The organism is Sphingobium sp. TomTYG73, assembly GCF_055394245.1.
The window spans coordinates 1,980,843-2,007,398 of record NZ_AP027339.1 but is presented as its reverse complement, the minus strand read 5'-3'; the positions used below and the strand labels follow the sequence as shown (position 1 = coordinate 2,007,398).

The following is a 26,556-nucleotide window of genomic DNA, read 5'->3' as shown; positions in this document are numbered from 1 at the left end:
GAAGGGTTTTTTTCCTGACGAACCGCCCGTTTTCGACTGGAGTTTGACTGGATTATGCAAATCATCGTTCGCGACAACAATGTCGACCAGGCCCTGCGCGCGCTCAAGAAGAAGCTGCAGCGTGAGGGCGTGTATCGCGAGATGAAGCTGCGCCGTCACTACGAAAAGCCCTCGGAAAAGCGCGCCCGCGAAAAGGCCGCTGCGGTTCGCCGCGCGCGCAAGCTGGAGCGCAAGCGCGCTGAGCGTGACGGCGTTCGTTAAGACGTTCGTTTTTAAGGGGCGGCGGTTCTCCGCCTCTTTCTGCTGATCATCCGCATCTGCGAGGCTTAGGTCCATGTCCACGACCGCTGTTCCCCTTCGTCCCATCGCCAAGGGGTCGCTGACGCGTCTCTGGATCGGTGTTGCCGCCGTGGCGATCGCCGCGGGTGGCTTGGCCTGGGCCGGGCAGCGCGGGGTCGAGCCTTCGCCTGCCAGCTACCTCGCCCGCAATGCCGGGGAGGAAGGTGTAGTCACGACCGAATCGGGCCTCCAGTACAAGGTTCTGGAAGAGGGCACTGGCCCCAGCCCCACCGCAGCGGACGTGGCGCTGGTTGGATATAAGGGCACTTTGCTCGATGGCACTGTCTTCGACGAAAATGCCCAGACCGCGATGCCGGTCGATGGCGTTGTGCCGGGCTTTTCCGAAGGTCTGCAAAAGATGAAGAAGGGCGGCAAGTACCGTCTCTGGATCCCGCCGCAGCTCGGCTATGGTGAGCAGGCGGCTGGACCTATCCCCGCCAATTCCGTGCTGGTCTTCGATGTTCAACTGCACGATTTCAAATCGAAGGCAGACATCATGCGGATGCAGCAGATGATGCAGCAGGGCGCGGCTCCTCCGCCGCTTCCCGGCCGCTGATCGCATCGCCGAAATGTAAAGAATAGAAGGGTCCGGTTTTCGGACCCTTTTTTTATTCGGCGACGACGATCCCCTTTGATTCGGAACCATCGTTCATCGCCTTGGACCGTTCCTCCAGATAGACCTTGATCATCGCCACGATCGGGTCGGCCAGGAACAGGCCCATTATTCCAAACAGCGCGCCGAACAATATCTGCGCGGCCAGGACCAGCGCGGGGGCAAGGTCGGTTGCCCGCTTCGCCACCATGGGAACGATCAGGTAACCATCGACGATCTGCACTACTAGATACACGAAAAAGGCGTAGATCCCGGCGTCCACCCCCGCCGAAAATCCGACGAGCACGATCAATACGCCCGATATGATCGACCCGATGTTCGGCAGAAAAGCGAACAGCCCGGTCAGGATTCCCAGCAGGCCAGCCATTGGGACACCCCCCGCGAGCAGCAGCAGCCAAGTTCCAACGCCCTCTACCGCCATGCCAATCAGTCGGCCGAACATCAAACGTCGTAGCGTCCAACCCATCCTGTCGACGACATTATAGAAGCTTAAACGGCTGCTCATGGGCAGCATCCAAGCGACGCCGCGCTCATAGAGACGTGGCTCCACCGCAATGAAAATCGCGAGCACCAGCATCATTACGCCGCTGGTCACGGCGCCCATGACGGTGCCGACCGCCGCAGTGACCCGACCGATCGAATTGAAAGCCTGCGTCGCCAGGCTTTTGAAATCATTAGGTGTCGTCGTCACGCCCAATTGCTGCATCCAGCCACCGATGCGGGTGACCTGAGTCTCCACGATCGTGCGCATGGCCTGCGCCTGCGCGGCCAAACTCGCGCCTGTCAGGTAAAATGTATAAGCTAGGAACAGCAGGGCGGAGAGGAGCACGATCGCGAGGCGCCAGCCTCGACCTATCGGCAAGATACGGCTGAGTAGCCGCGTGCCGCCGTCCATCATGCTGGTCAGGACCAGTGCTCCAAGGATGAGCATGATCGGTTGCGCGAGCAAGGCCAGCAGTGCGACGGCGACCGCCATGGCGATCCACACGCCGGCGCGTTTTATCTCATGCTGAACGAGCGGGCTGCGCAGTTCACTCGGACCCGGTTGCTCAATGTGGACGTGTTTCCCGCTCAATCACCAGCCCCTTCAGATGTATTATTTCGGGGGTGGAACGCTCTCCGGGCGTAAGCTGTTCCCCGCCCGGCCACTACGCAGCGCGTGAATCCAGGTAACGGGATTCCAGCTGGAATTGCCGTCGAGCGAAAAAGTAATGAACTCCGCCCGTCCGCCAATCGCTTCCCAAGGGACAGGCCCACCAAGGCCGTTCTCCTCAAGCGGCGCGCGGCTGTCAGCGCTATTATCCCTGTTGTCACCCATCAGGAAGACATGGTTGCGTGGAACGCGCACCGGACCATACCAATCCAGCGCGCTCGGCCCCATGTCGATCGTCACATAGCTTTTGCCGTTCGGTAGAATCTCCTGCCGGACAGGCAGCTGACAATATTCCCGCCCGTCTGCCCCCGTGATGCGGGCGCCGGGGAACTGGGTGGGGGAACAGGGGGCGTTGCCATCGACCGGGATCAGGACCGGCTTGATTGCCTTCTGGGGAACAGCGGTGCCGTTCAGGATTACCTGTCCGCCCCGGACCTCGATGATGTCACCCGGCAGGCCGATCACACGCTTTATATAGTCTTCCCGCCGGTTATGCGGCGACACGATGACGATGTCGCCCCGCTCGGGCAAGCGACCGAAAATGCGGCCCTTCAGAAAGGGCAGGGGGTGGAAACTCGGTGAAACATAGGACCAGCCATACGGGAATTTGCTGACCACCAGCCGGTCGCCCTTCAGCAGCACCGGCATCATGGATTCGCTCGGGATGTAGAAGGGTTTGGCGACGAAGCTGTGAAAGGCCAGGACCGCAAGAATCAGAAGCGCGATGCTCTTCACCTCATGCCACCAGTCGATCGCACTTTTGTCCGTTCGGGCTGGCGATGCCGCCGCCGGTTCTTCTGTGGAAAGCGGGTCGTTCTCGCTCATGTCGGCTGCCGTCATGGATGGCTTCTCGGATGCTGGTGGTGCCGTGGTCACTGGGGCTGGGCCTCAAGGATGACGAATGCCTGCGCCCATGGATGATCATCGGTTAGCGTGACGTGAATGACCGCCTTGTGTCCATCGGGCAGCATTGTTTGAAGCTGTGCGAGCGCGCCGCCGGTCAGCTCGAGCGTCGGTGCGCCGCCGGGGCGATTGACGACGCCGATGTCCTTCATGAACACGCCACGATTAAAGCCCGTCCCCACGGCTTTGGAAAAGGCTTCCTTGGCGGCGAAACGCTTGGCGAGCGTCCCGGCCTTGGTGAACGGTCGGCGGTTTGCCTTGGCGCGTTCGACTTCGGTGAAAACGCGCTGCTCGAACCGCTCGCCAAAGCGATCGAGCGAATTTTGGATCCGCTCGATGTTGCATAGGTCGGAGCCGAGGCCGATGATCAACGCGCCAGGTCCATCTGCCGCCGCATTTCGCGGATGCTGCTTTCCAACCCGCTGAAAATGGCCTCGCCAATCAGGAAGTGGCCGATGTTGAGTTCGGCCACCTGCGGAATTGCCGCCACCGGGCCTACATTGTCGAAAGTGAGGCCATGACCAGCATGGGGTTCGATACCGTTTTTGGCCGCCAGCGCCGCAGCATCTGAGATTCGCCGCAACTCTTTCGCGCGCGCTGAGCCAGAAATATGCGCATAGCGCCCCGTATGAAACTCCACCACCGGAGCGCCTAGATGCATCGCTGCCTCGATTTGCGCCGAATCAGGTTCGATGAAAAGGCTGACGCGAATCCCCGCGTCCCCCAAGGCGCCGACGATCGGTCGCAGCGTCTCGATCTGTCCGGCGGCATCCAGACCGCCCTCGGTCGTCCGCTCCTCGCGTTTTTCAGGGACGATGCATGCCGCATGCGGCCGATGCTTCAATGCAATGTCCAGCATCTCCCGCGTTGCGGCCATTTCCAGGTTCAGCGGAACGGTAAGAGCCGCCATCAGCGTGGCGATGTCCTCGTCCCGGATGTGCCGCCGGTCCTCGCGCAGGTGCGCCGTGATGCCATCGGCCCCCGCCTTCACGGCCAGCAACGCCGCCTTGACGGGATCAGGATGTTCTCCCCCCCGCGCATTCCGGATGGTGGCAACATGGTCGATGTTGACACCCAGGCGCAGGTGGGCGGGAGTTTGCTGCATGATGCCTATTGTTTCCGGCTTCCAGGTTTGATCGCGGGGATGGCCGCTAGTTCCGGCGGGACATCATCTGCTTCATATACAGGGAAATTGATGCTGACGAGCGGGTAGAAGGGGACGCCCAGATCCACTTCTCCTGCGGATCGATCGACTAGCGCTACCTCGGCGACAACGATGCCGCCTTCGGCTTCCACGGCTTCGATCGCCTGGCGCGACGACAGCCCGGTCGTGACGACGTCTTCGACCATCAGCACCTTTTGGCCGGGTGTTATGGCAAAGCCGCGCCGCAGCTCGAACTTTCCCTCGGGCCGTTCCAGAAATACAGCATCCTTGTCGAGCGCGCGACCGACTTCATGGCCGATGATAAGGCCGCCCATGGCAGGCGAGACGACAAGGTCGATGTCCTGCCGCAGTTCGCGGGGCAGCTTCTGCACGACTGCGCGCGCGAGGCCGCCTGCGCGTTCGGCGTTCATCAATACCCGCGCGCATTGCAGGTAATTGGCGCTACGGCGGCCCGAGGACAGAATGAAATGTCCCTCCAGCAGCGCTCCTGCGGCCCTGAATTCTGCCAGTACTTCCTCGTCGGTCATCCGATTCTTCGATCCATCAGTATATGCCCAGGCCTATTTCGGGGCCATCTGGCACATCAACTTCTAACATGGGTAATGCCCATGAACGCGCCCCTGCGCGCGAGGTGCGAGATAGGCGGACGACCGGGGCGTTGCAACAGCGAAGAAAATCTGCTCCTGCCCGCTTGAGGCAGGAAAAAAGCATGCCTATAAGCCGCGGCAGACCGACCGGGCGGAGGGGGATGCGCATGCGCGCGCCTTCGTTGCAGCGGCGCCAAGGGGTTACGGGGTAAGAAGACGCTTATGAAAATGGTGAAATCGCTCGTTCTCGCCGGGTTGCTGGCCTTTGCGCCAGCTGCGGTGTTGAACAGTCAGGCGCTGGCGCAGGACAATGCCGCCGTCGCAGCCGCCGCTGCGGGCAATGCCGCCGCACCGGCCGACTCGGGCGCCAATGCGGCCGCTGCCGAGGCTGCGCCTGCGGCCAAGGTTGCCGCGCCGCCCCGCATGAAGCCGACCGAAGGCATCGGCATGCCGCGCCCCGGCGAGATCACCCTACAGGAACAGTTCACCCCCACGGGTCATACCGCTCGCTGGTTGCACGACGTGCTGCTTCTGCCGCTCATCACGATCATTTCGGTCTTCGTGGCCCTCCTGATGCTCTATGTGATGATCCGCTTCCGCCGCAGCGCCAATCCGGTGCCGTCGAAGACATCGCACAATACGCTGATCGAAGTGATTTGGACCGTGGTTCCGGTAGTGATCCTCCTTGTTATCGCGGTGCCCTCGATCGGCCTGCTGGCTGACCAGTACAAGCCCGCGCCCAAGGATGCGCTGACCGTGAAGGTCACCGGCTACCAGTGGTATTGGGGTTATGAATATCCCGACAACGGCATTCCTGAATATGTCTCGAACATGCTTCCCAGGGAAAAGGCCGAGGCGAATGGCGAGCCTTATCTGCTCGCGCCTGACAACCGCATGGTTCTTCCTGCTGGCCGCCCGATCAAGCTGATCATCACCGGTGCTGACGTGATCCACGCCTTTGCGGTCCCGTCGCTCTGGGTGAAGATGGACGCTGTTCCTGGCCGTCTCAATGAGAAGACCTTCACCATTGAGAAGCCGGGCGTCTATTACGGGCAGTGTTCTGAACTGTGCGGCGCGCGTCACGGGTTCATGCCGATCGCGATCGAGGCGCTGCCTCCTGCCCAGTTTGACCAGTGGGTTCTCTCGCAGGGCGGCAAGCTCCAGGGCGCTGACCCAGCAGCCACGGCTGCCGCTCCCGCAGCGCCTGCCGCCGCTCCCGCCGAAAAGCTTTGATGTAAGGGCATAACGCCATGACCACGATTACTGCAGATCATCACGGCGATCATGCTCATGATCATCATGACGCCGATCACAAGCCAGCCTTCTTCCAGCGCTGGTTCATGTCGACGAACCACAAGGACATCGGCACTCTCTATCTGATCTTCGCGATCCTTGCCGGCGTGATCGGCGGCGCGATTTCGGGTCTGATGCGTGCTGAGCTTGCGCAGCCCGGCATTCAGTATCTCCACACTTGGGCCCAGATGACTGATGGTCCTTCGGCCACGATGGACCAGGCCTATCACCTCTGGAACGTGCTGATCACCGCGCACGGTCTGATCATGGTCTTTTTCATGGTCATGCCCGCCATCATCGGTGGCTTTGGTAACTGGTTCGTGCCGATCATGATCGGTGCGCCGGACATGGCCTTCCCGCGCATGAACAATATTAGCTTCTGGCTGCTGATCCCCGCTTTTTCTCTGCTGCTCGGTTCGACATTCGTTCCTGGTGGTACGGGTAATGGCGCGGGCACGGGCTGGACGGTCTATGCTCCGCTCTCGACCAGCGGTTCTGCGGGGCCAGCTGTGGATATGGCTATCCTGTCGCTGCACATCGCGGGCGCCAGCTCTATTCTGGGTGCCGTCAACTTCATCACCACCATCCTGAACATGCGCGCGCCGGGCATGACCCTGCACAAGATGCCGTTGTTCGTATGGTCGGTTTTGGTCACCGCCTTCCTCCTGCTGCTCGCGCTGCCGGTTCTTGCCGCCGCTATCACCATGCTGCTGACCGATCGTAACTTCGGCACCACTTTCTACGATGCCGCCGGGGGTGGCGATCCGGAGCTTTACCAGCATCTTTTCTGGTTCTTTGGGCACCCTGAAGTGTACATCATGATCCTGCCGGGTTTTGGTATCGTCAGCCAGATCATCTCGACCTTCAGCCGTAAGCCGGTGTTCGGCTACCTCGGCATGGCATATGCCATGGTCGCGATTGGCGTCGTCGGGTTCGTCGTCTGGGCGCACCATATGTTCACCACCGGCATGTCGGTGAACGTGAAGATGTACTTCACGGCCGCGACGATGGTCATTGCCGTTCCCACCGGCATCAAGATCTTCTCGTGGATCGCGACGATTTGGGGCGGTTCGATCAGCTACAAGACCCCCATGGTCTGGGCGCTGGGCTTCATCTTCCTGTTCACCGTGGGTGGTGTTACCGGCGTGGTCCTGGCAAATGGCGGCGTCGATGACGTGCTGCACGACACCTATTATGTTGTTGCTCACTTCCACTATGTGTTGTCGCTGGGTGCCGTTTTCGGGCTCTTCGCGGGCTTCTACTATTGGTTTCCGAAGATGTCGGGCCGCATGTACAGCGAATTCCTCGGCCACCTGCACTTCTGGGTGTTCTTCGTGGGCGTGAACCTGCTGTTCTTCCCCATGCACTTCCTCGGACTGTCGGGCATGCCTCGTCGCTATCCCGACTATCCGGAGGCCTTTGCCTATTGGAACAGCGTGGCCAGCCATGGCTATGAGATCATGGCCGTGGGCGTGTTGATCTTCTTCGTGAACGTCTTCTGGTCGCTTGCATTTGGCAAGAAGGCAGAAGGCAATCCGTGGGGCGAAGGCGCGACGACGCTGGAATGGACACTGCCCAGCCCGCCGCCGTTCCACCAGTTCGAAACATTGCCGGTCATCGACTGACGATCGGCGAAAAGAATGCATCCAGCAGGATGCCGGGTGGCGACGAATATCGCGGACCCGCAGTTAGCAGCCCCGGCGCCTGTGATGGTGCCGGGCTGCCGCATGAGGAGCATATGGCAAGTTCGCCGTTCATGACCGGGAGCGCCGCTTCCACGATTCCCGCGCACTGGCGCGACTTTGTCGCGTTGACCAAGCCGCGCGTGATGACATTGGTCGTTTTCACCGGTCTTTGCGGGCTGCTCGCGGCGCCCGGTCAAATCCATCCCGTACTCGCCTTCACTGCCATCCTGTGCATAGCGCTGGGCGCTGGCGCAGCGGCGGCGCTCAACCAATGGTATGAGGCGGATATTGACGCAAAGATGAAGCGGACCGCCAACCGTCCACTGCCCGCTGGCCGTATGGACCGGCAGTCGGCGCTTCATTTCGGCGTCGGCCTTTCCTTCTTCTCGGTCCTGCTGATGGGCGTGGCGACGAATTGGCTCGCCTCTGCCATCCTGGCGGTGTCGATTCTTTTCTATGTTTTCATTTACACTATTTGGCTCAAGCCCCGGACAACACAGAACATCGTCATCGGCGGTGCTGCGGGGGCCTTTCCTCCCGTTATTGGCTGGGCTGCAGTCACAGGTGACGTCGGCGCCCTCCCGGTGGCGCTTTTCATGCTCACCTTCTTCTGGACGCCGCCGCATTTCTGGGCACTCGCGCTGTTCGTGAAGACCGACTATGCTGCGGCAAACATCCCGATGTTGCCCGTCGTATCAGGTGAAGTTGCTACGCGCCGTCAGATATGGTTGTACACCGCAATCATGGCCGCCGCGGCGATGGCACCCATTCTGCTTCGCCTTACGGGTCTGATTTACGGTCTCACCGCTCTGTTCGGTACGGGCCTGTTCGTGATCTTCGCCTTTCAGGTTTACCGGCGCCGTGAAATGGATCCGAGCCGCATGGGTCCTGAACGCCGATTGTTCAAATATTCGATCCTCTATCTTTTCCTTCTGTTCGGAGCGGTTGTCATTGATCGTTGGTTGCTGGCATGACGCCTGAGGAGGAAAAGCAGGTACGCAGTCGGCAGAAGTCGCGCGCCATTGTCACTGGACTGCTGCTCGGGGCGCTCGTCATTCTCTTTTACGCGATCACGATCGTGAAGATTGGCGCGGGGCAATAATGGCCAGCTTGCCGCCGTCGCCTTTTGATCGGGATCGCCGGAACCGCCGCACCCTCATCACTATGACGGGGGTAGGATTGGCCATGCTTGGGCTCGGTTTCGCATCGGTCCCGCTCTACCGGATTTTCTGCCAGCAGACGGGATATGGCGGCACGACGCAGCGCGCCGCTGCTGATGTCAAGTTGCAGCCAGCGGTCGGCCATACAATGTCGATCCGGTTCGATTCCAATGTTCAACCTGGCATGCCCTGGCAATTCTATCCCGAACACCGGACGGATACGGTGACCGTTGGCGCGCGCGACATGGCGATCTTCATCGCAAAGAATATGTCGGACAAGCCGGTTACGGGCACGGCCAGCTTCAACGTGACGCCGATCCAGTCTGGCGCCTACTTCACCAAGATTCAGTGTTTCTGCTTCACCCAGCAGACATTGCAGCCGGGCGAGCAGGTCCGCATGCCGGTGATTTATTATGTTGATCCCAAAATACTGAATGATCCCGACAATAGGGACACTCAGCAAATTACGCTAAGCTACACCTTCTATCCTGTTGAGCAGGACAAGAAGCCGAGCTAAGGCAATCCACGATAACGCGAACGCGAACAGGGAAGAGTACGTCATGGCAGGCGCCAAGCAGCACGATTATCATATTCTACCGCCCAGCATCTGGCCGCTATTCGGGTCCATGTCGGCGCTGGTAATGGCGCTCGGCGCGATCATGTGGATGCACCCTGATGCCATGCCTGCCGGTGGTGGCTGGGTATTCCTGATCGGCGTCGCGGGCGTGCTGTTCACCATGTATAGCTGGTGGGCGAACGTGATCGCAGAGGCGCATGCCGGTGACCATACGCCGGTGGTGCAATTGCATCTGCGCTATGGGATGATCCTGTTCATTGCTTCGGAAGTCATGTTCTTCGTCGGCTGGTTCTGGGCGTTCTTCGACTTCTCGCTCTTCCCGAGCCAGCTTGCTCCGATCGAAGGGTTGTTCCCGTCCAAGGGTATCGAGGTGATGAACGCGTTTGAGCTGCCGCTGCTCAACACGCTGATCCTGCTCTGCTCGGGCACGACCGTCACCTGGGCGCACCACGCGCTCATTCATGGAGATCGTGAGAGTCTGAAAACCGGCCTGTGGTTGACGGTGATCCTCGGCCTGCTCTTCTCTTCGATCCAGGCCTATGAATATATGCACGCGCCGTTCCCGTTCGGCGGCAGCCCCTACAGCTCGGCCTTCTACATGGCGACGGGCTTCCACGGCTTCCACGTTCTGATCGGTACGATCTTCCTGATCGTCAATCTGGTCCGCGTCTATAAGGGGCACTTCACTCCCCGCCAGCATTTCGGTTTTGAGGCCGCTGCCTGGTACTGGCACTTTGTCGACGTCGTCTGGCTGTTCCTGTTCGTCGCCATCTATGTGTGGGGCGGCTGGGGCGCTCCGATGCACGGCGGCTAAGGCCTCTGTCTTATCCATCAAGCAAACGGCCGGTAACAACCGGCCGTTTTCTTTTGGGCGGAAGATAATTATGCCTGTCGTTATGCTTCTTTCCACACCAGTGCTTCTCCAGCCGTCCAGCCTCTCTCTGCCCGGCGTTCGGCTGCCGAATGCGAGTGCCGTGCCTGCCTGCCGGCAACTCGGCCCGTCCGCTTTGACCGGGGCGACCATATCGTCGGCGGTCAAGCTATGACCGCGCGTCGCGTCCCCCTTTTTGCCAGCATTATCGTGGCAGGCGCCGTGCTGGTCATGATCGCCCTTGGCATCTGGCAGTTGCAACGCCGCGGCGAGAAGGAGGCGATGCTGGCCCTTGCGTCGGCTAATCCAGCCAAGCCGACTGTCAGCTTCCCGCAAATGCCACCTGTTCCGCCCGTGCTGCTGTTCCGGCGCTCTTCCATTCATTGCCTGAATGTCGTCGGCTGGCAGACGGAAGCGGGGCGGGCCGCCGATGGGTCGGTCGGCTACCGCTATATCGCGCAATGCGCCACCGGAGCAGAAGGGCCTGGAGCGCTCGTTGCCTTGGGCGTCGCCAAGCAGCCGGACCTGAGGCCAAATTGGAAAGGCGGCCAAGTCACCGGCTGGATATCCGAAGAGCCTGATCATCGGACGTTGTTGTCGCGGTTCACGGCCAATGTCCTTCCGCTGCGGCCGATGTTGATCGCGGAGCGCGCGCCGGAAGGGTTGAAACCGGTCGCCCCGCCGAGCGTCAACGACGTTCCGAACAATCACCTCGCTTATGCCATCCAGTGGTTCTTCTTCGCAGCGGTGGCCGTGGTTATCTACGTTCTTGCGCTTCGCAAGCGGATGCCTCCATCGGCCGATCCGTCGTAAAGGCTTGCTCCAACGCTCCAGCCTCGTTACCGCGCTTCCCCATCATGCAATATGTGAGCACCAGGGGAAGCGCGCCTGCGCTGGGTTTCGAGGATGTGACGCTGGCAGGGCTGGCGTCCGACGGCGGCCTTTATGTTCCGGAAAGCTGGCCGCGCTTTTCGGAGGCGGACATACGCGCGCTCGCCGGGCTTTCCTACGTGGAAACCGCCGTTCGCGTCATGGCCCCCTATGTCGCGGGCTCGCTCAGCGAAGATGAACTGCGCGAGCTGTGCACTGCCGCCTATGGCCGGTTCAGCCACAACGCGGTGACGCCGCTGGTTCAACTGGACCACCAGCATTGGCTGCTCGAACTTTTCCATGGCCCGACCCTGGCGTTCAAGGATGTCGCGCTGCAATTGCTGGGGCAGCTGTTCGAGCGGTTCCTGTCTCGCCGCGATGATCATCTGACGATCGTCGGTGCGACGTCGGGCGACACCGGGTCGGCGGCGATCGACGCCGTTGCAGGGCGCGAGAAGATCGACATCTTCATGCTGCACCCCGAAGGCCGCGTGTCCGACGTGCAGCGCCGCCAGATGACCACAGTGCGCGCGCCCAACGTCCATAATATCGCGATCGAGGGCAGCTTCGACGACGCGCAGGCACTCGTGAAGGCGATGTTCAACGACCCTGCCTTTTCGAAGAAGTTCAATCTGTCGGCGGTGAACAGCATCAACTGGGCGCGGCTGATGGCGCAGGTGGTCTATTATTTCTACGCCGCCGTAAGACTGGGCGCGCCCGAGCGGCAAATTGCCTTTTCAGTGCCGACCGGCAATTTCGGTGACGTGTTCGCTGGTTATGTCGCGGCGCAGATGGGCCTTCCCGTTGCGAAGCTGATGGTCGCGACCAACGTCAACGACATTCTGCACCGCGCGCTGGCGGATGGTGACTATAGCCAGGGCCAGGTCGTTCAGACGTCCACGCCCAGCATGGATATCCAGATTAGTTCGAATTTCGAACGACTGCTGTTCGACGCTGGTGGCCGTGGCGGTCCGGCGCTTGCTGAGCAGATGAAGGGGTTTGAGACCAGCCGGGCGATGCGTCTGACCAATGCGCAGCGGGCTGGCGCGGCTAAGCTGTTCGCTTCGGCGCGCGTCGATGGCGATGCAATGAACATGGCGATTCGTTGGGCCTTTGATGGAGCGGGTCAGGTCATTGACCCCCATACCGCCGTGGGCCTTGCCGCCGCGCGCGAGATGGAGGTTGAGGCAGGCGTTCCGATCGTCACGCTGGCGACGGCGCATCCAGCCAAGTTCCGCGAGGCCGTGGAGCGCGCCACCGGGCTTCGTCCGCCTCTGCCTGCCCGCATGGGTGACCTGTTCGCCCGAGAGGAAGCCTATGCCAAGCTGCCCGCGACCTTTGAGGCGATCACCGCCTATGTCGCGGAGCGCGCTACGCCGCGAGCATGAAGCTCGACACGCTCATCGGTGAGCCGTGGGCCGATTATGGCCTGCTCGATTCGGGTCATGGCCGCAAGCTGGAACGCTATGGCCGTTATCGTTTCATCCGACCCGAGCCGCAGGCGATGTGGGCGCCCGCGAGTGCCGACTGGCAGGCCGATGGCGAATTCGTGCCGGGATCGGATGAAGAGGGCGGCGGGCGCTGGTTCTATGATCGCCCGGTGCCCGCTGAAGGTTGGCCGCTCAGCTGGAACGAGGTGACGTTTCAGGCGAGTTGCACGCCTTTCCGGCATCTCGGCTTCTTTCCCGATATGGCGCCGGTGTGGAACTGGATGCGCGAGCAGACGGCCGGGCTGGAGCAGCCGCAGATCATGAACCTGTTCGGCTATACCGGCGTCGGGACATTGGCGATGTCGGCTACCGGCGCGCAGATGGTGCATGTCGATGCGTCGAAGAAGTCGGTGGCGCAGGCGCGGGCTAATGCCGCCGCATCGGGGATGGAAGACCGCCCCGTTCGCTGGATCGTTGACGATGCGGCCAAGTTCGTCGCTCGCGAGGTCCGACGAGAGCGGCGCTATGACGGCATATTGCTTGACCCGCCTAAATATGGCCGTGGGCCGGACGGTGAAATCTGGAGGCTGGAAGAGGATCTGCCTCGGCTGATCGCGGATTGCCGCCGTCTGCTGGATGCCGACAGCCGCTTCCTGTTCCTGACCGTTTATGCCGTCCGCATGTCCGCGCTGGCGATCGGGGAATTGCTGAAGCAGGCCTTTGCTGACCTTCCGGGCACGGTCGAAGCGGGCGAATTGGCCGTGCGGGAGGAAGCAAGAGGGCTGGAACTGCCAACGGCCATCTGGGCGCGCTGGCGGCGCTAGCGCGCACTGCGCAACACTTTTGCGCCCGATACTAATCAGCGGCGCGTCCGAACGCTTTCAGCCTAGCCCGACCAACGGCACGATGTCGACCGGACGGCCATTGCGACGCAGTTCGATCGTGATGGTCGGACGCCCGCTTCCGGCGTTCCCCAGCGGATCACCCTGTCGCACATCATCGCCCACGGCGGCGGAAAGCCGATGCAATCCGGTGATCAACGTGGTCCAGCCGCCGCCATGATCCAGGATCATGATCTGGCCGTAGCCGCGATAAGGCCCTGCGAAGACGACGCGCCCCGCCGTAGGTGCGACGGCGAGCGCGCCCGATTGGGTGACGATGGTGAGGCCCCGCGATCGTACGCCGCTTTCCGACAATTCACCCATGCCGGTGACCAGTTGGCCCATCACCGGCAAGCGATAGGGTGGAGGTCCGCCCGCACTGCGCTGCCTTGCCTGTGCGGGCGCCATGGCGAGGTCTGGGCGTGCTGGCCTGAGCAGGGGGCCGGGGAGCGCCGCCAGTTCCTCCCGCAGATCGCCTGCGGCCTGGAGGCGATCCATCAGGTCGACAATGTCGCGGGCTCTTTCGCCCAGGGCGAGAGCGCGGTCACTCTCCAGATTGGCGTTGGAGCGATAGTCCCTCGCCGCCAGCCGCTTTTGCGTTTCCAACGTGCGTAAAGCGGCTTGGCTATTGCGGAGGTCGGCTTGGCTTTGTGCGAGTGAAGCGGCCGCCTGCTCGGCGGTCTCACGCAAGGCGCGGCTGCGCTCCAGTTCAGCGCGTAAGCCAGCTGTGCGCTCCTGAATGACGGGCAATATCTGTCCCAGCACGGCGCGCATGTGGACGGCATCGCTCAGCGACCCCGGTTGCACCAGCGCCAGAGCCAAAGGTCGCCGCGCCATCATCTGGAGAGCGGCGGTCAAGCGGACAACCGGCTCCTGCTTGGCCGCCAGCCGAGCCGCCTGCGAACGCTGCATGCGGGCTATGATCGCGATACGCGCTTGGGCCGCTTGAATGTCGGCCTCGGCCTGCTGGATACGGGCAGCCATGGCGGCGGCGCGGCGGCGCGCCTGTTCGGCCTCGTCCCGCGCGACCGTTGCCTGCTGTTCCAACCGCTGGGAGCGCTCGCGCGCTTGTTCGGACTGTATGCGGGCCGCCTTCAGCGCAGCCTGTTCCTGACGCAGGCTGGTTTCGCCCGTGCCGCCAAGGATGATGCCTGCTTGAGGAGCCGCCGCCAGGCGCGCGGCGGCGATGACCGCTGCGCCGCCGATGATCGCCGCGAAGGCTGTTGACCTTTTCACACCTTGCCCCCTGCCGGTCCTGCTGGCGACCGGCGATATCTGACTAGGCGCAAACGCCCATCCATGTCGAGCGGTGGCGGCATCAGCCTTCGCGATGATAGGGGTGGCCTGAAAGGATGGAACAGGCGCGCCACAATTGTTCGGCTAGCATGGCGCGGGCCATCATGTGGGGCCAGGTCATCGCGCCAAAGGCGATCAGCAGGTCTGCCCCGGCGCGGGCTTCGTCGTCAAAGCCGTCCGCCGCGCCGATCAGAAAGCGGCATTCGCGCGCGCCCTGGTCTCGCCAGCCTTCGAGCCGTTTGGCGAAGTCCATGGAGCTGAGCTGGCGGCCTTTCTCGTCGAGCATCACGGTGATCGTGCCAGTCGGAGCGGGCGGCAGCTTGCCGCCACGGTCGGGCAGTTCGGTGATCCTGTGCGGCATGGTCAGCCGTTTCACATAACGTTCGACCAGTTCCGCTTCGGCCGAACGTCCGATCTTGCCGCGCGCGATGATGTGGAGGAGCATGGCTCACGCTCCTAACGGGTCAGTGCGCGCTTGTCGAAGGTCTGCATGCATCGGCGGGACGAAGCCGATGCAGCAGAAGCCTTCAGGCCGTGCCAGCTACCGGCGCGTCGACAAAGCCCCACATCCGTTCCAGATTGTAGAAGCTGCGCACTTCGGGCCGGAACAGGTGGACGATCACGTCGCCCGCATCGATCAGCACCCAGTCGGCGACCGGCAGTCCCTCCACGCGCGCGGAGCGGCCGGTGGCCTGCTTGATGCGCTCGGCAAGCTTCTGCGCCATCGACGCGACCTGACGCGATGAACGCCCGCTGGCGATCACCATATGGTCGGCAATGCTGCTCTTGCCTTCAAGCGGGATGGAGATGGTTTCCTGCGCCTGGTCATCGTCGAGCGATTTCAGGACAAGGTCGTGCAGGGCGGCAACGCTGTCGGCATCAGCCGGGTCGTTGGCAGGATGTGGTCTGGTCAAAAATGCTCCATTCTAGACAATCAACCGGCGCGTGAGCGGATCGCGCACGCGTGCATGTTCATATTCGCGATGCCAGAGGGGTTTCGCCTGCCGCAGCAGGGTCGCCGATCTTGGATCAGGGCGAAAGCGCAAAAGCACAAGCGCCGGCGGTCTCCAATCCGTCCAGTCTGCACTCTGGCGCGCGGGCCGGACGAAACGCCGCAGCCAGGCCATGGCCCCAGAGCCACGGGCAACTCCATCATAGCCGGGCCGGGCGATTACGGCAATGGGCATCTGTCGCGCGATGCCGCGCCAATCTTTCCACTGGCCGAACTGGGCCAGATTGTCCGCGCCCATCAGCCAGATAAACTGATTGCGGGGGAAGCGGTGCCTGATCATCTTAAGCGAATCGACGGTGTATCGGGTGCCCAGCGCTTGCTCGATCGCGGTGGACCGAATCGGCGCGCCTCTAGCGACATGGCGGGCATGGGCGAGGCGCGCGGGGAGGGACGCCATGCCAGCACGGGGCTTGAGCGGATTACCCGGCGAGACCAGCCACCAGACTTCGTCCAGCCGCAGCGCCTTCGCAGCGAACAGCGAGATTGCGCGATGGCCGCCATGTGCCGGATTGAAGGAGCCGCCCAGAAGGCCGATGCGTGCCATTCAGCTTGCCGCCGTCGCTGCCAATGGGCCAGAAATGAACCGATTGCTCACTCTGCTTCCATGAGCCCGCGTGCCTTCCGCACGCCCTTCCGCCGATTCTCTTGCGCCAGTTGCCTTTTGAGTTCTTCCGGCCGCGGGGCGACCAGGAAGCCGAAGCTGACGCAGCCCTCGCGCGTTTCGACCGCATGATGCAGCCGGTGTGCCTGAACGATCCGCTTCATATATGGAGCGCGGGAAACATGCCGGTGGGTGATCCGCTGATGGACGAGGATGTCGTGAAAGCCGAGATAGATGAGGCCATAAGCCGCGATGCCCGCGCCGCAGGCTGTCGCCCAATCGCCCCAGCCCCATTGCACGCCCCCCAGCAGCAGCAGGATCGAGGGGAGCGCGAAGATCACGAAATAGAGGTCATTCGCTTCCCACATTCCGTTGCGAGGACGATGATGGCTGGCATGCAGGAACCAGCCCGGCCCATGCATCACCCAGCGGTGCATGACATAGGCAAAGCCCTCCATCGCGGTGACGGTGGCGGCGAAGATCAGGAACAGCAGGAACGCGGACATGGTGCCCTGTATAAGCGCGCGAATGGAGGTGCGCGACCCCGTATAATTCCGGACACGAAAAAGGCCGCGATCATCGAGATCGCGGCCTCTTCATTCAATAATCGAAGAAATCAGAAGGAGGCGGTGATCGAACCCACTACGCCAGCCTTGCTGATGTTACGGCCGCTGGGGCTGTAGAGCGACTTGTCGGTGTCAACATAGCTGACGCCGAAGGTCAGGTGGCTCCAGGTGTAGGTGGCGCCAATGTTCCAGTCGGTATATTCCTTGCCGATGGTCAGGTAGCTGGGGCCGAAGCTGTGGCCCAGATGCGCCGAAACGCCCAGTGGCGTGTTGGGAATGCTGCCCGACAGGTCGCCCGCGACATAGAGATTGTCTTCGCGGGTCAGGCCGCCATCGACCGAAAGGGCGCGCGACTTGGGTGCATAGGCGGCGCTGAGCTTGGCCGTTGCCGGGCCGAAGGTGCCCTTGACCGAAGCGTAGGGCTCAACGAAGTCGGTGTTCGCACCGCCCGAACCGGGATAGTAATAATAGAGCACGCCGACATCGACGGTCGCGGCGCCGAAGGTCCGCGAATAGCCTGCGATCAGGTCGAGTTCCTGATCGCTGCCAGCGGCCACATAATCGTCGATGGACGAGCCCCAGGTCGAGACATAGAAGCCCGATTCATGGGTGACGGTGATGCCGCCCTGCAGCGCGAAACGCTTGTCGGTCTGTGAAATGCCACGGAAGCGATAGTCGCTGACTACGGCTGCATTGCCGGTGACGGTGAGCGCTGGCGTAGCTTCGTCCTGGGCGAGCGCCGGGACGGACAGAGCAGCGAGAGCGACGGCCGAGAGGCCGAGAATGGACTTACGCATTGGATTCCCCTTGATGGTTTTCTGCGATGGTCCCGCCTGCGTCAGGATCCCGAATTCTCTATTCCCGCAAAGGGCCGGATCGGATGACCTGAACAGGCACGACATGCCGACGCATGCCGCGCTGCACAAGAAATTATTGCTACTGGTTGTCTTTTACGTCCATAATGTTGCTACTCTGCAACAAAAGGCTGAGCGCTTGGCGCAGCCTGATGCACCACCCGCTGGGGATAGGGGATCGTGATCCCATGCTCGCGAAACAACAGCCAGAGGCGGTTCAGCACGTCCGATTTGACACTTCCGACGCCCCCTTCCGGGTCGCTGATCCACACCAATATGTCATGTTCGACGCGGTTTTCGCCAAAGCCCGTCAACCAGACATTGGGCTTGGGATTGCGCAGGACGCGGGGGCTTTCCTGCGCGGCGCGAAGCATGAGCTCCTGCGCGAGCTTGAGGTCGCTGTCGTAACCGATGCCGACTGGAATGCGGATGCGGACATTGCGGTCGGAATAGGACCAGTTTTCCACCTCCTGCGTCATCAGGTTTTCGTTCGGGATCAGATGTTCCTTGCCGTCTCGGGTCAGGACGGAGACGGCGCGAACACCGATCTTGTTCACCCAGCCAAAGCTGTCGCCGACAACGATGACGTCGCCCGGCTTGATCGAGCGGTCCATGAGCAGGATGATCCCGGCGAACAGATTGCCGAAGGTTTTTTGCAGGCCGAAACCGACCGCCAGGCCCAGTGCGCCGGAAAAGACGGCAAAGGCCGTAAGGTCGATGCCGAGCAGATCGACGCCGATGAAGAAGGCGGCGACGACGGCGGCGATGGCGGCAAGCTTTTGGGCCAACAGCTTTTGCGTGGGATCGAGCCCTTTTGCTCGGTCGATGCTGCGGGCGAACAGGCGATTGGCGAGCCGCACCAGCGCAAAGAGCAGGACGCAGATCGCGGCGGTGCTGACAAGGCCAAGCAGCGTGATCCGTCGTTTGCCAAGGTCTATGCCAATGCCGTCGAGCATGTCGGCAACGGGCGCGAAGCCGCCGCTGCTGCCGGAAAGGATCATGATGAACAGCAACAGGGCGAGCGGAACGACAGCCCAGCGCGGAATGGCGAGGCTGCGCAGGATATGGACGGCGAGCAAGGCGACGGAGAGCGCGAAGGCTCCGCCAAGGATGAGGTGGGCGAGCGCGCCGACGGGCCATAGCATGACAGCTAGGGCGAAAAGACCGCTTCCAAGGCTGTGGCGAAGGATGGGGCGGAAATGTCCGGCCAACGCTTCCCCTAATGGTCGTGCCCGGCGGCGCAGGGGCGGGGCGGCGATATGGGCAATTCCATCGGCGATCAGGAACAGAACCCCCACGATCGTGAGCGCTACAAGGGGATGAACGATCGCCGGATTTCCGGGCAGAAATGCCAGCAGGTTGGGGAGGCCCCGGCTCATCCCCGGACCTTGCGGAAACGAGCGAGACCAGCATCGAGGTCGGCAATGAGATCGGCGGGATCTTCTAGACCGATCTGCAGCCGGACGAGAGGACCTTCCGCCTGCCATATGGTGGCGGTGCGGTAGCGTGCTGGATCGACGGGCAAGGCCAGGCTTTCGAAACCGCCCCAGCTATACCCTATGCCGAAATGTTCGAGGCCATCGATCAGCGCGGCGCGGGCTTCTTCATTGCCGCCTTTCAGGACGAAGCTGAAAAGGCCGCTGGAGCCGGAAAAGTCACGCGCCCAGTTCTCATGGCCGGGACAACTTGGCAGCGCGGGGTGGAGGACGCGGGCGACGTCGGGCTGGTCGGCGAGCCAGCGGGCGACCTGGAGCGCGCTGTCCTGATGCTGGTTCAGGCGGACGCCGAGGGTGCGGAGACCACGGCTGGCGAGCCAGGCGTCATCGGGGCTGACCATTTGGCCCAGGAGATAGGCGGTCTGGCGGAGCTTCGGGAAATGCTCAGGTGTCGCGGTGACGGAGCCGAGCATGACGTCGCTGTGTCCGACGATATATTTGGTGCAAGCCAGGATGGTGATGTCGATGCCGTGGGCGAGGGCGGGGAAGAAGAAGGGCGTGGCCCAGGTATTGTCGAGGAGAGTGACGATGCCCTTTTCCCTGGCGAGGGTGGTGATGGCGAGGATGTCCTGCACTTCGAAAGTCAGGCTGCCGGGGCTTTCCAGGAAAATGGCGCGGGTGTTTTCATTAAGGAGTTGGCGAATTGAAACGGAATCGGCGAGGGGGTCATAGTAGACCGTTTCGATACCGTAACCTTTTAGCATCTGTTCGCAGAAGTTGCGGGTGGGGTCGTAGGCGCTGTCGACCATGAGCAGCTGGTCGCCGGGTTTCAGGACCGAAAGCAGCGCGCAGGCGATTGCGGCGACGCCGGAGGGGAAGAGCATCGTCCCTTCCGCGCCGGGCTCCATCTCGGTGAGCGCGTCGGCGAGGCTCCAGGCGGTGGGCGTGCCCTTGCGGCCGTAGAAGAGCCGTTCGTGCGTGCTGCTGCGGGCCGCGCTGCGCAGATGGGCGACATCGTCATAGAGGATAGTCGAGGCGCGCCAGACCGGCGGGTTGACGATCGCGCCGGGCTGGCCGGGCATGCCGGTCCATTCAGGTTTGCGTCCCGCCTGCGCCAATTGGGTGAGCGGCTTGCGGTCCTTGCTCATGCGGCTGGCCCTGTCGCCTTTGGCGTCGAGGGATCGAGGCCCCATTCCGACCAGCTGCCGTCATAGAGGGTGACGTCCGTCTTGCCGAGCAGCTCAAGTCCCGCCAGCAGGATCGCTGCCGTCACGCCGCTGCCGCAGCTGGTGATGATGGGGCGGGCGAAGTCCGCGCCCGCGTCGAGGAACAGTTGCCGCAGTTCCTCGCCCCTTTTCATGCTGTTGTCGGCGTTGAAGAGGGAGGCGGACGGGATGTTGCGGGAGCCGGGTATATGGCCCGATGCCATGCCGGGGCGGGGTTCTTTCTCCTCGCCGGTGAAGCGGGCCGCGCCGCGCGCGTCGAGGACCTGCGCTGTATGGCTGTCGAGATTGGCGAGCAGATCGTCCTTGGTGCGGACCTGACCCTCCGCACGCCGGGCTGTGGCGTTACCGCGCGGGATGACGGGCCAGCCGCTTTCCGTCGGGCGGCCTTCGGCGAGCCACTTTGGGAGGCCGCCGTCAAGGATCGCGGCGGACTTGCCCACGCCATAGAGGCGCATCATCCACCAGGCGCGGGCGGCGCTGTGGGTGGGGCTGTTGTCGTAGAGGATGACGCGGCTGTCCGCGTTGAGGCCGAGCGCGCGGCAGCGTTCGGTCATGAAGGCGTCGGTCGGCAACATGCCGGGGCGCGGGTCGTCTGCATCGGAAAGGCTGGGGAGGTCGAGATAGGCGGCGCCGGGGATGTGGGCGGCTTCGAACTCGGCGCGGGGGTCGCGTGGCGTGCCGGGAAGGAAGAGGCTGGCGTCGAGTATCTTGAGGTCGTCCTGGCCCAGTTCTGCTGCGAGCCAATCGGTGGAGATGAGGATGTCCATGCCGCCTCTTTTGTTAGTGCGTGGCGACCTTTTTAGGCGGGTGATGAGGGTGTGGGAAGGGTGTTGGGGGCATTCGTCATTCCAGCGGAAGCTGGAATCTTGGGAGGGGCGGCGTGACGGGGCCTGAGATCCCAGCTTTCGCTGGGATGACGACTTGGGCGGACTTAGCTCGCGAGTTCGAGCGCGGTGGCGCGGCTGCCGGGGGTGCGGAACTGGCGTGGTCCCTGATCGACGCGGAAGGGGGCGAGGCGGTCGGCGGGCGGAGTTTTTTCCTGTCCGACGATGAAGGCGCGGCCGGTGCGGCCTGATCCGACAGGAGCGCCATCCGGTTCGTCGGACCAGCGATATTGGGCGTCGAAGGCGACAAGCGGGATGAGCAGCGCGCGGTCGCCCATCTGCACGGGCGCGATCTGGTCGGGCAGGAGGCGTAGCTCGCCGGTCAGGCTGTGGCTTTGCCCCGGTGCGAGCGAGACGGCGGAATGAGCCGGTAGTCCGGTGGCTCCGGCGAAGAACTGCTGTAGCTGCGCCTGCTGGTTGGCGTCCGCATTGGCCATGAAGGTGCGGATCAGAATGTCGTCCGCGCTGCGTTCGCCGCGATTGTGGAGCGTCAGAGCGTAGCCAATGGTGGCGCCCATCAGCGAGAGACGGGCGCTGCGGACTTCAAGGGTCAGGTCTATCCATGGCCGCTGGATGGTAGCGGCGGCGGGTGCGGGGGGTGGCGCCTTGGGTTGGGGCGCGGGAGGCACAGGAACCGGCTTTGCAGCTACTGGCGCGGCCTCCCGCTCTTCGACGAAGGGCTGCTGTTCTTCTTCGGGACGGCGGCGCAGGAAAAGCCAGGCGGCGGCCACGATCGCCGCGAGCAAGGCGATGCTTCCTGCGATCCAGCCCCAGGAAGAGGCATCCGCAGGCGCGCTGAGCGGGGGTTCGGCGGCGGGAGTGGTGGGCGCTGGGGCAGGGGCGGCTTGCGGTGCGGCGGGTTCCGCTGGCGCGGGCTGAGGTGCCAGAGACTGGGGTGCCGGAGATTGCGGTGCCTTGGGCTGGGGCGCGGGGCGGCTGCTTTCGGGCTCGCGGGCGGGCGTGGCGGGTTCAGCGGGGGCCGGGCGCGGCGCCGTTGTGGTCGGGCGCTGCGGCGGGGCTGGGCTCGCTGGTTGGGGTTGCGCGACGACTGGCGGAGGCGGGGTGATGACAGGCGTGCTGGCTGGCGGCGTCACCGGCGCGCCACGGAATACGTCCAGCTCTGGCCCTTGTCGGCTGGGATCAGCAGGCGGCTGGGACGTGCGCGGCAGGGTGAAGACGGGATCACTGCCGCCTTGTTCCTGCGCGAGCGAAGGCGTGGCCAGCAGCAGCGGCAAGGTGATCAAGGCGGCAGGACGCATCCCCATGGCAAGCAGCCAAGGCAATGATGACGCTGAACGGGAGATGAACGGCATGGCGGGATCAGGTTGCGGTGACATTAGGCGTGCAATGGCGTAGATGGCCGGGCATGACCGATATACCCGAAAACATGGCACCGATCCATCTGGGGCAGAGCAGTGCGCTGCCTGCGAGTCCAGAGGAAGCGGTCCTCGATTATGTACCCAATCCACGGCCGGGGAAGCCCTATCTGGTGCGCTTTACCGCGCCGGAGTTTACGTCGTTGTGCCCGGTGACGGGGCAGCCTGACTTCGCCCATTTGGTGATCGATTATGCGCCTGCCGCGACGATCGTCGAATCAAAGTCGTTGAAGCTGTTTCTGGGGGCATTTCGTAATCATGCCGCTTTCCATGAGGATTGCACGGTAGGGATTGGCGAGCGGCTGTTTGCCGAGATGCGGCCTTTGTGGTTGCGGATTGGCGGATACTGGTATCCGCGTGGGGGGATTCCGATCGATGTGTTCTGGCAGTCGGGCGAGCCGCCTGCGGGACTGTGGCTGCCTGCGCAGGATGTGCCGGGGTATCGGGGGCGGGGTTGAGGCCGCGTCTGTTCGGTATAGCGGCTTGAGATCCCAGCTTTCGCTGGGATGACGGATCAAAATTAGCGTCATGCCAGCGAACGCTGGCATCTCGTGAGGCTCGGAGTGAGCTTGTTCAATGCGCCGCAGTTGGACTTACATCATGACCAACAGGCCGCGTGGCGTGCTGTATGTAGGGGTGACGACTGACCTTGCGGCGCGGGTGGATCAGCATCGGCGGGGCGAAGGTTCGGCGTTCTGCCGGAAATATAATCTGCACCGGCTGGTGCTTGCCGAAGAACATGGGGAGATCGACTTCGCCATCGCTCGCGAGAAAGCGCTGAAGGCGTGGAAGCGCGATTGGAAGATTGCGTTGATTGAGGCCAGCAATCCGGAGTGGCGGGATTTGTTTAAGTTCATCATGTAGCGGCCTGAGATCCCAGCTTCCGCTGGGATGACGGAAATCAAAATTAGCGTCATGCCGACGAATGCTGGCATCTCGGGAGAGGTCGAGTAACTCATCCCAAGCCCTCCCTGTTAAACAAACGAACAACAAAATTCCGACAACCGCTTGACCGCAGGCGAGAAAGGTTCGATCCCGCAACTATCATGGCACATGGCCGCACGGGCCGTGCCGTTCTCAACGTGTCGGAGTTGCGAACCTGATGTCTCTTTCCAAAATTTCGTCCCTCTTGCTGGCCGCCGCGCCGCTTGCCCTTGTTCAGCCTGCTATCGCCCAAACGCCCGCCGGGCCTGCGCCGGAGATCACGACGCAGTTGCCGCGTGGGGCGGCTCCCAGTCATTATGCCATTGAGGTGGTGCCGGATGCGGCGAACCTCAAATTCACGGGCAAGGTGACGGTCGACCTGAATGTCGCGCAGGCGATGCCGGTGCTGGTGTTGAATGCGGCTGACCTTAGCATTGGCGGTGTTATGCTGACGCCTGCGCAAGGCAAGGCGATGGTGGGTGCCGCGAAGATCGATGCCAATGCGCAGACCGTAACGCTGGATTTTGGCAAGCCGGTGCAGCCGGGCGCCTACAAGCTGGACATTGCCTATGGCGGTGTCATCAACACGCAGGCGAACGGGATGTTCGCGCTGGATTACAAGGACAATGCGGGGGCGCAGAAGCGGGCGCTCTTCACCCAGTTCGAGGCGCCCGATGCGCGGCGGTTTGTGCCGAGCTTTGATGAGCCGAGCTATAAGGCGACGTTCGATCTTTCCGCGATCGTGCCGACGGGACAGCTGGCGGTCAGCAACATGCCGGTCAAGGCGTCGCAGGATCTGGGCGGGGGCAGGACGCGGGTGACGTTTGGCACTTCGCCGAAAATGTCATCCTATCTGCTGTTCTTCGGGCTGGGCGATTTGGAACGCGCCACCAAGATGGCTGGGGCGACCGAGGTGGGCGTCATCACCGGCAAGGGGAATACGGGCAAGGCGCTGCTGGCGCTGGATGCGTCGGCGGCGATCCTGCCCTGGTATAACGACTATTTCGGCGTGCCTTTCCCGCTGCCCAAGCTCGATAATGTCGCGGGGCCTGGCCAGAGCCAATTCTTCTCCGCGATGGAGAATTGGGGGGCGATCTTCACCTTTGAGCGGGCGCTGCTGGTCGATCCGAAATTCACGTCGGAGGGGACGAAGCGGACCATTTACTCGATCGTCGCGCATGAAATGGCGCATCAGTGGTTCGGCGATCTGGTCACCATGGCCTGGTGGGACGATTTGTGGCTCAACGAGGGCTTTGCGAGCTGGATGGCGACCAAGGTCAGCGACAAGTTGCAGCCCGATTGGGAAATGCTGCTGACCCGCGTGGGCGGGCGTGAGCGGGCGATGGCATTGGACGCGCTGGTGACCACGCATCCCGTGGTGCAGAAAATCCATACCGTCGATGAGGTGAACCAGGCGTTTGACGACATCACCTATGAAAAGGGCGAGGCGGTCATCACCATGCTGGAAGGCTATGCGGGCGAGGATGTGTGGCGCGAGGGTATTCGCGGCTACATGAAGGCGCATGCCTATGGGAATACGGTGACGGACGATCTGTGGAAGGCGGTCGAGGGCGCGGGGGCCAAGGGGCTGGTCGGTATTGCGCATGACTTTACCAGCCAGCCGGGTATCCCGCTGGTGAAGGTGGACAGCGCGTTGTGCAAGGGCGGCTCGACGCTGGTGTCGCTGAGCCAGGGCGAGTTCAGCCGCGATCGCAAGGACAAGGCGCCGCTCCGCTGGAATGTGCCGGTGATGGCGCAGACGATCGGCGGGGCGCCGCAGCGGCTGATCCTGAATGGGACGGCTTCTGTGACGCTGCCCGGTTGCGGGGCCTATGTGATCAATGGGGGGCAGACGGGCTATTATCGCTCGCTCTATCCGGAGGCGAATGTGAAGGCGCTGGCGGCGGGCTTTACCCGGCTGTCGTCGATGGACCAGATCGGGCTGATGGCGGATAATTTCCAGCTGGGGCTGGGCGGTTATCAGCCGATCGGGCTGGCGCTGGACATGGTGGACGCGGTGCCCGCCAACGCAAGCCCGGCCGTGCTGGCCGAGGTGCCGGACTATTTGGACAGCGTCTATACGATGCTGGAGGGCGACAAGGTGGCGCAGGCGCGGGTGGCTGCCTATGCCTCGCGCAAGCTGGGGCCGGTGCTGAAGGGCGTCGGCTATGATGCGAAGCCCGGTGAAGGGGCGCAGGTGCCGGTGCTGCGGTCGGCGCTGATCGCGACGTTGGGAAGCGTGGGTGACAAGGCGGTCGTGGCCGAAGCGCGGCGGCGCTTTGCCGAGCCTGCGTTGATGGAAGGGCCGCTGCGCAATGTGTGGCTGCGCATCATCGCCCACAATGCCGGTGCCGCGACATGGGACAAGCTGCGCGCGATGGCCAATGGCGCGAAGAGCGATCTCGACAAGAGCACGCTCTTTGCGCTGCTCGGTTCGGCGAAGGATGAGGCGCTGGCGCGCAAGGCGCTCGACCTCGCCATGACGGATGAGCCGGGCAAGACGACCAGCGCGGCGATCATCTCCTCCGTGGGTGGGGAGCATCCGATGCTGGCGGTGGACTATGTGCTGGCGCACCGGCAGCAATATGAGGCGCTGATCGATGTGTCGGCGCGGTCCCAGGCGATTGCGCGGCTGGGCGGCGGGTCGGCTGATCCGGCGATGGCGGCGAAGCTGGATGCCTATGCGACCCAGTATCTGACGCCCGAATCGCGCAAGGTGGTGGATCGGTCGATCTCCGCCATCAAGACCCGGATCGAAACGCGGGCGCGGTTGAAGCCTGCGCTGACGGCGTGGTTTGCCAAGAGGTGATTGGAGGGGCGGCGAAATGATTTGCCGCCCTATTCATTGCTGCGG

Annotated in this window: 29 protein-coding genes; 14 read left to right on the top strand and 15 right to left on the bottom strand. The window is 62.7% G+C overall.

What is annotated here, in order from left to right; genetic code table 11:
- Positions 1–54: 54 nt before the first annotated feature.
- Both rpsU and ACZ5TH_RS10130 read left to right on the top strand, forming a co-directional pair.
- Positions 55–261, top strand: a complete 207-nt coding sequence (gene rpsU, locus ACZ5TH_RS10135; protein ID WP_004208618.1) for a 30S ribosomal protein S21 — start codon at positions 55–57, stop codon at positions 259–261.
- A 73-nt stretch (positions 262–334) separates the two neighbouring features.
- The gene (locus ACZ5TH_RS10130) at positions 335–895 is read left to right on the top strand and encodes an FKBP-type peptidyl-prolyl cis-trans isomerase (protein WP_449474321.1); all 561 of its coding nucleotides are present in this window, start codon (positions 335–337) and stop codon (positions 893–895) included.
- 52 nt (positions 896–947) lie between these two features.
- Here the strand turns inward: ACZ5TH_RS10130 and ACZ5TH_RS10125 are convergent, their stop codons facing one another.
- Genes ACZ5TH_RS10125 through pyrE form a run of 5 tightly spaced genes read right to left on the bottom strand, consistent with a single transcriptional unit; the run spans position 948 to position 4,700 of the window.
- On the bottom strand, positions 948–2,027 hold the full coding sequence (locus ACZ5TH_RS10125; RefSeq protein ID WP_464793817.1) for an AI-2E family transporter: 1,080 nt from the start codon (positions 2,025–2,027) through the stop codon (positions 948–950).
- Between the two features lie 21 nt (positions 2,028–2,048).
- Entirely contained in the window at positions 2,049–2,945 is an 897-nt protein-coding gene (lepB, locus tag ACZ5TH_RS10120) for a signal peptidase I (RefSeq protein WP_464793816.1), read from the bottom strand.
- Positions 2,946–2,977: 32 nt separating this feature from the next.
- A complete protein-coding gene (gene acpS, locus ACZ5TH_RS10115; RefSeq protein WP_196224700.1) occupies positions 2,978–3,379 on the bottom strand; it encodes a holo-ACP synthase in 402 nt (133 codons plus the stop codon).
- A complete protein-coding gene (locus ACZ5TH_RS10110) occupies positions 3,376–4,113 on the bottom strand; it encodes a pyridoxine 5'-phosphate synthase (RefSeq protein ID WP_464793815.1) in 738 nt (245 codons plus the stop codon). Before ACZ5TH_RS10110 ends, acpS begins: the two co-directional genes overlap by 4 nt.
- Positions 4,114–4,118: 5 nt before the next feature.
- A complete protein-coding gene (gene pyrE, locus ACZ5TH_RS10105) occupies positions 4,119–4,700 on the bottom strand; it encodes an orotate phosphoribosyltransferase (protein WP_449474318.1) in 582 nt (193 codons plus the stop codon).
- Between the two features lie 282 nt (positions 4,701–4,982).
- On the opposite strand from pyrE, the gene coxB reads away from it, so the two are divergent.
- The 9 genes from coxB (at position 4,983) to ACZ5TH_RS10060 (ending at position 13,470) form a co-directional block, all read left to right on the top strand.
- Positions 4,983–5,993: a cytochrome c oxidase subunit II gene (gene coxB, locus ACZ5TH_RS10100; RefSeq protein ID WP_464793814.1), complete on the top strand. Its 1,011-nt coding sequence runs from the start codon at positions 4,983–4,985 to the stop codon at positions 5,991–5,993.
- Between the two features lie 17 nt (positions 5,994–6,010).
- Positions 6,011–7,678, top strand: a complete 1,668-nt coding sequence (ctaD, locus tag ACZ5TH_RS10095) for a cytochrome c oxidase subunit I (RefSeq protein WP_196224696.1) — start codon at positions 6,011–6,013, stop codon at positions 7,676–7,678.
- Positions 7,679–7,791: 113 nt separating this feature from the next.
- A complete protein-coding gene (locus tag ACZ5TH_RS10090) occupies positions 7,792–8,712 on the top strand; it encodes a heme o synthase (RefSeq protein ID WP_464795094.1) in 921 nt (306 codons plus the stop codon).
- Complete coding sequence (locus ACZ5TH_RS10085; protein ID WP_268934763.1) at positions 8,709–8,840, top strand: hypothetical protein; 132 nt, start codon at positions 8,709–8,711, stop codon at positions 8,838–8,840. The genes ACZ5TH_RS10090 and ACZ5TH_RS10085 overlap by 4 nt, the downstream gene beginning before the upstream one ends.
- Entirely contained in the window at positions 8,840–9,415 is a 576-nt protein-coding gene (locus ACZ5TH_RS10080) for a cytochrome c oxidase assembly protein (protein WP_464793813.1), read from the top strand. Before ACZ5TH_RS10085 ends, ACZ5TH_RS10080 begins: the two co-directional genes overlap by 1 nt.
- A gap of 43 nt (positions 9,416–9,458) precedes the next feature.
- Positions 9,459–10,289 (top strand): cytochrome c oxidase subunit 3, encoded by an 831-nt coding sequence (locus ACZ5TH_RS10075; protein ID WP_449474314.1) that lies wholly within the window; start codon positions 9,459–9,461, stop codon positions 10,287–10,289.
- 228 nt (positions 10,290–10,517) lie between these two features.
- Positions 10,518–11,159 (top strand): SURF1 family protein, encoded by a 642-nt coding sequence (locus ACZ5TH_RS10070; protein ID WP_460986869.1) that lies wholly within the window; start codon positions 10,518–10,520, stop codon positions 11,157–11,159.
- A 44-nt stretch (positions 11,160–11,203) separates the two neighbouring features.
- The gene (gene thrC, locus ACZ5TH_RS10065; protein ID WP_464793812.1) at positions 11,204–12,604 is read left to right on the top strand and encodes a threonine synthase; all 1,401 of its coding nucleotides are present in this window, start codon (positions 11,204–11,206) and stop codon (positions 12,602–12,604) included.
- Complete coding sequence (locus ACZ5TH_RS10060; protein ID WP_464771387.1) at positions 12,601–13,470, top strand: class I SAM-dependent methyltransferase; 870 nt, start codon at positions 12,601–12,603, stop codon at positions 13,468–13,470. The genes thrC and ACZ5TH_RS10060 overlap by 4 nt, the downstream gene beginning before the upstream one ends.
- A gap of 57 nt (positions 13,471–13,527) precedes the next feature.
- Here ACZ5TH_RS10060 and ACZ5TH_RS10055 read toward each other — a convergent pair whose 3' ends face one another.
- The 10 genes from ACZ5TH_RS10055 to ACZ5TH_RS10010 form a co-directional block, all read right to left on the bottom strand.
- Complete coding sequence (locus ACZ5TH_RS10055; RefSeq protein ID WP_464793811.1) at positions 13,528–14,763, bottom strand: murein hydrolase activator EnvC family protein; 1,236 nt, start codon at positions 14,761–14,763, stop codon at positions 13,528–13,530.
- A gap of 82 nt (positions 14,764–14,845) precedes the next feature.
- A complete protein-coding gene (locus tag ACZ5TH_RS10050) occupies positions 14,846–15,268 on the bottom strand; it encodes a 23S rRNA (pseudouridine(1915)-N(3))-methyltransferase RlmH (RefSeq protein WP_196224688.1) in 423 nt (140 codons plus the stop codon).
- Between the two features lie 82 nt (positions 15,269–15,350).
- Positions 15,351–15,737 (bottom strand): ribosome silencing factor, encoded by a 387-nt coding sequence (rsfS, locus tag ACZ5TH_RS10045; protein ID WP_449474303.1) that lies wholly within the window; start codon positions 15,735–15,737, stop codon positions 15,351–15,353.
- Positions 15,738–15,749: 12 nt separating this feature from the next.
- On the bottom strand, positions 15,750–16,379 hold the full coding sequence (locus tag ACZ5TH_RS10040; RefSeq protein WP_464771384.1) for a nicotinate-nucleotide adenylyltransferase: 630 nt from the start codon (positions 16,377–16,379) through the stop codon (positions 15,750–15,752).
- 47 nt (positions 16,380–16,426) lie between these two features.
- Complete coding sequence (locus tag ACZ5TH_RS10035; protein ID WP_464793810.1) at positions 16,427–16,942, bottom strand: sterol desaturase family protein; 516 nt, start codon at positions 16,940–16,942, stop codon at positions 16,427–16,429.
- A gap of 110 nt (positions 16,943–17,052) precedes the next feature.
- Complete coding sequence (locus ACZ5TH_RS10030) at positions 17,053–17,799, bottom strand: TorF family putative porin (RefSeq protein ID WP_464793809.1); 747 nt, start codon at positions 17,797–17,799, stop codon at positions 17,053–17,055.
- A 170-nt stretch (positions 17,800–17,969) separates the two neighbouring features.
- Positions 17,970–19,235, bottom strand: coding sequence for a mechanosensitive ion channel family protein (locus ACZ5TH_RS10025; protein ID WP_464793808.1), 1,266 nt, complete (start codon positions 19,233–19,235; stop codon positions 17,970–17,972).
- Complete coding sequence (metC, locus tag ACZ5TH_RS10020) at positions 19,232–20,440, bottom strand: cystathionine beta-lyase (RefSeq protein WP_464793807.1); 1,209 nt, start codon at positions 20,438–20,440, stop codon at positions 19,232–19,234. Before metC ends, ACZ5TH_RS10025 begins: the two co-directional genes overlap by 4 nt.
- Positions 20,437–21,285 carry a 3-mercaptopyruvate sulfurtransferase gene (sseA, locus tag ACZ5TH_RS10015; protein WP_464793806.1) on the bottom strand — a complete coding sequence of 283 codons (849 nt, stop codon included), beginning with the start codon at positions 21,283–21,285 and terminating at the stop codon, positions 20,437–20,439. The genes metC and sseA overlap by 4 nt, the downstream gene beginning before the upstream one ends.
- A gap of 164 nt (positions 21,286–21,449) precedes the next feature.
- Positions 21,450–22,715 (bottom strand): hypothetical protein, encoded by a 1,266-nt coding sequence (locus ACZ5TH_RS10010; RefSeq protein WP_464793805.1) that lies wholly within the window; start codon positions 22,713–22,715, stop codon positions 21,450–21,452.
- Between the two features lie 74 nt (positions 22,716–22,789).
- On the opposite strand from ACZ5TH_RS10010, the gene queF reads away from it, so the two are divergent.
- From queF to ACZ5TH_RS09995, 3 genes are all read left to right on the top strand, one after another.
- The gene (gene queF / locus ACZ5TH_RS10005) at positions 22,790–23,236 is read left to right on the top strand and encodes a preQ(1) synthase (RefSeq protein ID WP_464795093.1); all 447 of its coding nucleotides are present in this window, start codon (positions 22,790–22,792) and stop codon (positions 23,234–23,236) included.
- A 118-nt stretch (positions 23,237–23,354) separates the two neighbouring features.
- Positions 23,355–23,642 carry a GIY-YIG nuclease family protein gene (locus ACZ5TH_RS10000; protein WP_464793804.1) on the top strand — a complete coding sequence of 96 codons (288 nt, stop codon included), beginning with the start codon at positions 23,355–23,357 and terminating at the stop codon, positions 23,640–23,642.
- Positions 23,643–23,880: 238 nt separating this feature from the next.
- Positions 23,881–26,511 carry a M1 family metallopeptidase gene (locus ACZ5TH_RS09995; RefSeq protein ID WP_464793803.1) on the top strand — a complete coding sequence of 877 codons (2,631 nt, stop codon included), beginning with the start codon at positions 23,881–23,883 and terminating at the stop codon, positions 26,509–26,511.
- Positions 26,512–26,556 lie beyond the last annotated feature (45 nt).